Raw genomic sequence first — 3,887 nt, 5'->3', positions numbered from 1 at the left:
CTAGTGCGGCAGGGAGCGGGCGCAGGTGAACAGTGCGGATCCATGCCCCCAGTTGAGGTCAGAGCAAGACTCAGAAGCCATTCCCCACCCCGCTGAAGCGGGGCGTCCCCCGGCTAGGTCCTGATGGACCCCAGCCCGGGCTGGGCCATGATCGCGTACGACCCGGACACGCTGCGGCCGGGGGCCGTGCAGACCAAGTACTACGTGTTCGCCCAGTTCACCCGGCACATCCGGCCCGGGATGCGGATCCTCGGCACGAGCGCGGGCAACAGCATCGCCGCGTACGACGCGGACGCGCGGCGGCTGGTCGTCGTGGCGGTCAACCCGGGCGAGGCGCAGACCCTGACCTTCGACCTCTCCGGCTTCGGGCGGGCGGCGGGCGGGCCGGACGGTCGGGTCACGCGCTGGTCGACGCACACCTCCGGCGGCGGGGACCTCTACACCCGGCGCACCGACACCCGTGTGACGGGCAAGTCCGTGAGCGTGCCGTTCGCGGCGGGCCAGATCCAGACGCTGGAGATCACCGAGGTGACGGAGTAGGGATGCGGCCGCGCGGGCCCGGCGCACGGACGTGGGCCGGGGCTGTGGGCGGGGGGCCGGGACTCGTCCTCAGTCGAGGATGTGCCGCAGATACGCGCGCGGGTCGTCGAGGTAGCGGCGCCAGTGGTCGACCAGGGCGAGGTCGCTCCACTCCGTCCGGCGCAGGCCGTGGTCGCCGACCTCGACGATGTCCGCGCCCGGCAGGGCGGTGAGCAGCGGGGAGTGGGTGGCGCAGATGACCTGGCCGCCGTTCTTCACCAACTGGTCGAGGTGGCCGAGGAGTTCCAGGCAGGAGGCGAAGGAGAGGGCCGCCTCGGGTTCGTCCATCACATACAGGCCGGGCTGGAGGAACTTGCCCCGGAACGCCGCGAGGAAGCCCTCGCCGTGGCTGACCGAGTCGGGGGCGAAGCCTTCCCGGTCGAGCGCGTCGAGGGCCGTCTCGGCGCGCAGGAAGAAGCCCTTGCGGGCCGCCCAGTTGCCGAGCATGCGGCGTCCGCGCGGCGCCGCTTCGAAGCGGATGCGCTCGCCGAGGACCGACTTGCCGCGGTGGCTGGCGTAGCGCCAGTCGTGCGAGCCACCGTAGGGGTCCAGGCCGAAGGCTTCGGCGAGGGCCTCGACCAGGGTGGACTTGCCCGAGCCGTTCTCGCCGACGAGGAAGGTCACCGGCGCCGTGAAGCGCAGCCCGTCCGCGAGGAGGCCGCGCACACAGGGCACGGACCAGGGCCACTCCCCCTCGTCGTGCGACTCCACATGTGCGTACGCGCGTTCGACGATCACGGGCCGAGTCTCGCACAGGCGCGCCGGGCCCGCCCGGTCCGGCTACCGCGGTTCGCCCGGCAGCAGAGGTCCCGGCGGAGCCGTCTCGGCGAGGCTCACCAGGGCGGCGGCAACGGAGCGGACCTTCACATTGGTGCGCTGCGAAACGTTGACCAGCAGCTGGAACGCGTCCTCGGGTCCGCAGCGGCGTTCGGCCTGGATGATGCCGATGGCCTGGTCGATCGTCGCGCGGAAGCGCAGGGCCTCCCGGAGCTGGGCCACCTCTCTCTGCAGTTCGTCCCGGTGCCGGGCCTCGTCCGCCGTCTGTACCAGGTGGAGGTCGTAGCGCGGCAAGCGGCGTCTCGCCGCGCTCGACACCGCCACCGGGAGCCGCCCACACGACGACCGTGCCGGTCGGCTTGGAAAAGGCGAAGCGGCACAGCAGGATACGGTCGCCCTCATCGAGGACGACCGCGCGGACCGAGTGACGCAGGTTCACCGAGGACACCCCGGCAGGCTATCCATCTGCCGGCGAACTGCACGATCCCTTGGAATCGATCATCTGGCCAAGTCGTTCCGAATGCTAGACGGCTTATCCCCTCCGGTCGGCCGGTACTTGCGCTGTGGACCAGGCCCCGTTCCGGGTTTGCATCGTGTATGGACAGGCCGGGCCGCGAGTGTCGGCTGCCGTGAGGTAGACCGGTCCTATGACTCGTGATGACCTGCCCGGCAGAGAAGGGGAACCGGTGACCCTGGCGCCCTACCGGCTCGTCTGGCTGGCCCTTTGGGCCGAAGCCACGCCCCAGGAAGAGGCGAAACTCACCGCATACCTTCGCAAGGCACTCACGCCTCACGGCACGGTGGTTGTGCATGCTCGGGGGCCGTTCCACCGCACCCCCGAGATGCTGCACTTCGAGGTCGGCCTCACGCCACACGGGTCCGCGCCCGACTGCCTGCAGGCTCTCGGCTTCACCTGGAAGGACGACTTCGGCTGGAACGACGAATGGGAACGGCCGGTCAATGGCGGGGTGTTCCTGCACCCCGCCGTGTACGGCGCCCAGGCCGGCGAGATGGAAGCGGCTGCCGCTCCCCGGTTCCAAACGGGTGACGTCGTGCGGGTCCGTGACTCCGCCGAGGCCCGTCGGCTCGGTCTGGTAGGCGTGGAGGTGACCGTCGTGGGGCCGGATTACGACGACGACACTCTTCCCGCCCGGAGAACGTGGTACTACTCCGTACTCATCGAGGGGCAGAACGAGTCAGAGATCCTTGACGAGGCCGACCTGGAGCCGACCGGTCGGCACGTGCAGCTCTACGGTGAGCGAATAAGCGTCAGCACGAACGGTGTTCTGATCTCGCCATCCAACCAGCACTCGCCAGTCGGCCACACGATCACTGATCGCCTGTGATCATTGATCATTCGGAATGACTCGTCCAGGTCCGCCCGACGCATCCGGCGACCGTCCCGGGGTGACGGGGAGCGTGGGCCAGGGGTCCCGGCGCAGAGCGATTACCTGCGTACCTGCGGAAATGCCGTGGCACCCCGGAACGGCCCTCCCCTAGGGTTCGACGGCATGAACGAAGTACCGCGCCATGCCGTCCGCCCCATCCGTGCCGAGGAGTGGCGCGAGGTGAAGGAGCTGCGGCTCCTGGCGCTGAAGGACCCGGCCGCTCCGATCGCCTTCCTCGACACGTACGAGCAGGCGGCCGCGAAGCCGGACTCCTTCTGGCAGGAACGGGCCGGGGGATCGGCGGCCGGCGGAACGCGGGTGCGCCAGTTCGTGGCCGAGGACGGCCGGGACGGAACCTGGACCGGCACGGTGACCGTGCTGATCGAGGACGCGGGCGGCGTCGACCCGTTCGGCACGACCGTTGAGCGGCGCCAGGCTCACGTCGTCGGTGTCTTCGTGCGCCCCGAACACCGCGGCAGCGGTGTGGTCGACGCGCTCTTCGAGGCGGCCGTCGCGTGGGCGTGGTCGGTCGAGGACGTGACAAGGGCGCGCCTGTACGTCCACGAGGACAACGCGCGGGCCGAGCGCTTCTACCGCCGGTACGGATTCACACCCTCCGGGGTGACCGTTCCCGTGAAGGGCGACCCCGCGAAGGTGGAGCGCGAGCTGGTTCTCGACAGGCCCGGGACTCCGTCCGGCGTTTCGTGAGCGCGACCGGAGTCAGTGACGGCCGCGGCGAGCGTGCCGTGGAGGCCGACCGGGCGCGGTGCCCGTCCGGCGCGACGAGGACGACAACAGGCCGTTGCCCTCCCCTCCCTCTTCACCCAAGAGCCTCGTATTCGGCTGACGGCCGGGCGAGTCCGGGGTGCTCCACCACACAGCGATCACCGTGGATCGCCGGCATCGCCCAGTGCCACGCCTCGTCGTGGAAGATCAGTCCGCGGTCCGAGTCGCCGTCCGGCTCGTACGGATAGCGCCGCAAGGCCGCTTCCCTGGCTTCCTCCGCCGGCAGACCGCCATCAGGACCTAGCCGGGGGACGCCCCGCTTCAGCGGGGTGGGGAATGGCTTCTGAGTCTTGCTCTGACCTCAACTGGGGGCATGGATCCGCACTGTTCACCTGCGCCCGCTCCCTGCCGCACTAG

The 3,887-nt window shown here is 70.2% G+C and carries 5 protein-coding genes and 2 pseudogenes; 3 read left to right on the top strand and 4 right to left on the bottom strand.

The features are described from left to right. Nucleotides 1–120 precede the first annotated feature (120 nt). Nucleotides 121–540, top strand: a pseudogene (locus KBZ10_RS28875) (beta-1,6-galactanase); the annotation flags it as partial. 69 nt (nt 541–609) lie between these two features. On the opposite strand, the gene KBZ10_RS28870 reads toward KBZ10_RS28875, so the two are convergent. The 3 genes and pseudogenes from KBZ10_RS28870 to KBZ10_RS30420 all read right to left on the bottom strand — a co-directional run. Continuing rightward, nucleotides 610–1,317 carry an AAA family ATPase gene (locus KBZ10_RS28870; protein WP_210990700.1) on the bottom strand — a complete coding sequence of 236 codons (708 nt, stop codon included), beginning with the start codon at nt 1,315–1,317 and terminating at the stop codon, nt 610–612. A 42-nt stretch (nt 1,318–1,359) separates the two neighbouring features. Then, entirely contained in the window at nt 1,360–1,650 is a 291-nt protein-coding gene (locus KBZ10_RS28865) for an ANTAR domain-containing protein (protein WP_247703155.1), read from the bottom strand. A gap of 46 nt (nt 1,651–1,696) precedes the next feature. After that, nucleotides 1,697–1,795: pseudogene (locus KBZ10_RS30420) on the bottom strand (NUDIX hydrolase); the annotation flags it as partial. A 208-nt stretch (nt 1,796–2,003) separates the two neighbouring features. Here KBZ10_RS30420 and KBZ10_RS28855 point away from each other — a divergent pair. Beyond that, a complete protein-coding gene (locus KBZ10_RS28855) occupies nt 2,004–2,702 on the top strand; it encodes a hypothetical protein (protein WP_210990698.1) in 699 nt (232 codons plus the stop codon). Nucleotides 2,703–2,867: 165 nt separating this feature from the next. After that, nucleotides 2,868–3,452, top strand: a complete 585-nt coding sequence (locus tag KBZ10_RS28850; RefSeq protein WP_210990697.1) for a GNAT family N-acetyltransferase — start codon at nt 2,868–2,870, stop codon at nt 3,450–3,452. A 112-nt stretch (nt 3,453–3,564) separates the two neighbouring features. Here KBZ10_RS28850 and KBZ10_RS28845 read toward each other — a convergent pair whose 3' ends face one another. After that, on the bottom strand, nt 3,565–3,726 hold the full coding sequence (locus tag KBZ10_RS28845; RefSeq protein WP_247703154.1) for a hypothetical protein: 162 nt from the start codon (nt 3,724–3,726) through the stop codon (nt 3,565–3,567). Between the last annotated feature and the right edge of the window lie 161 nt (nt 3,727–3,887).

Origin of the sequence: Streptomyces sp. F63, from assembly GCF_018070345.1 — a bacterium.
Lineage (GTDB): Bacteria > Actinomycetota > Actinomycetes > Streptomycetales > Streptomycetaceae > Streptomyces.
The sequence above is the reverse complement of the archived record's forward strand: the minus strand, read 5'-3'. Positions and strand labels throughout refer to the sequence as shown.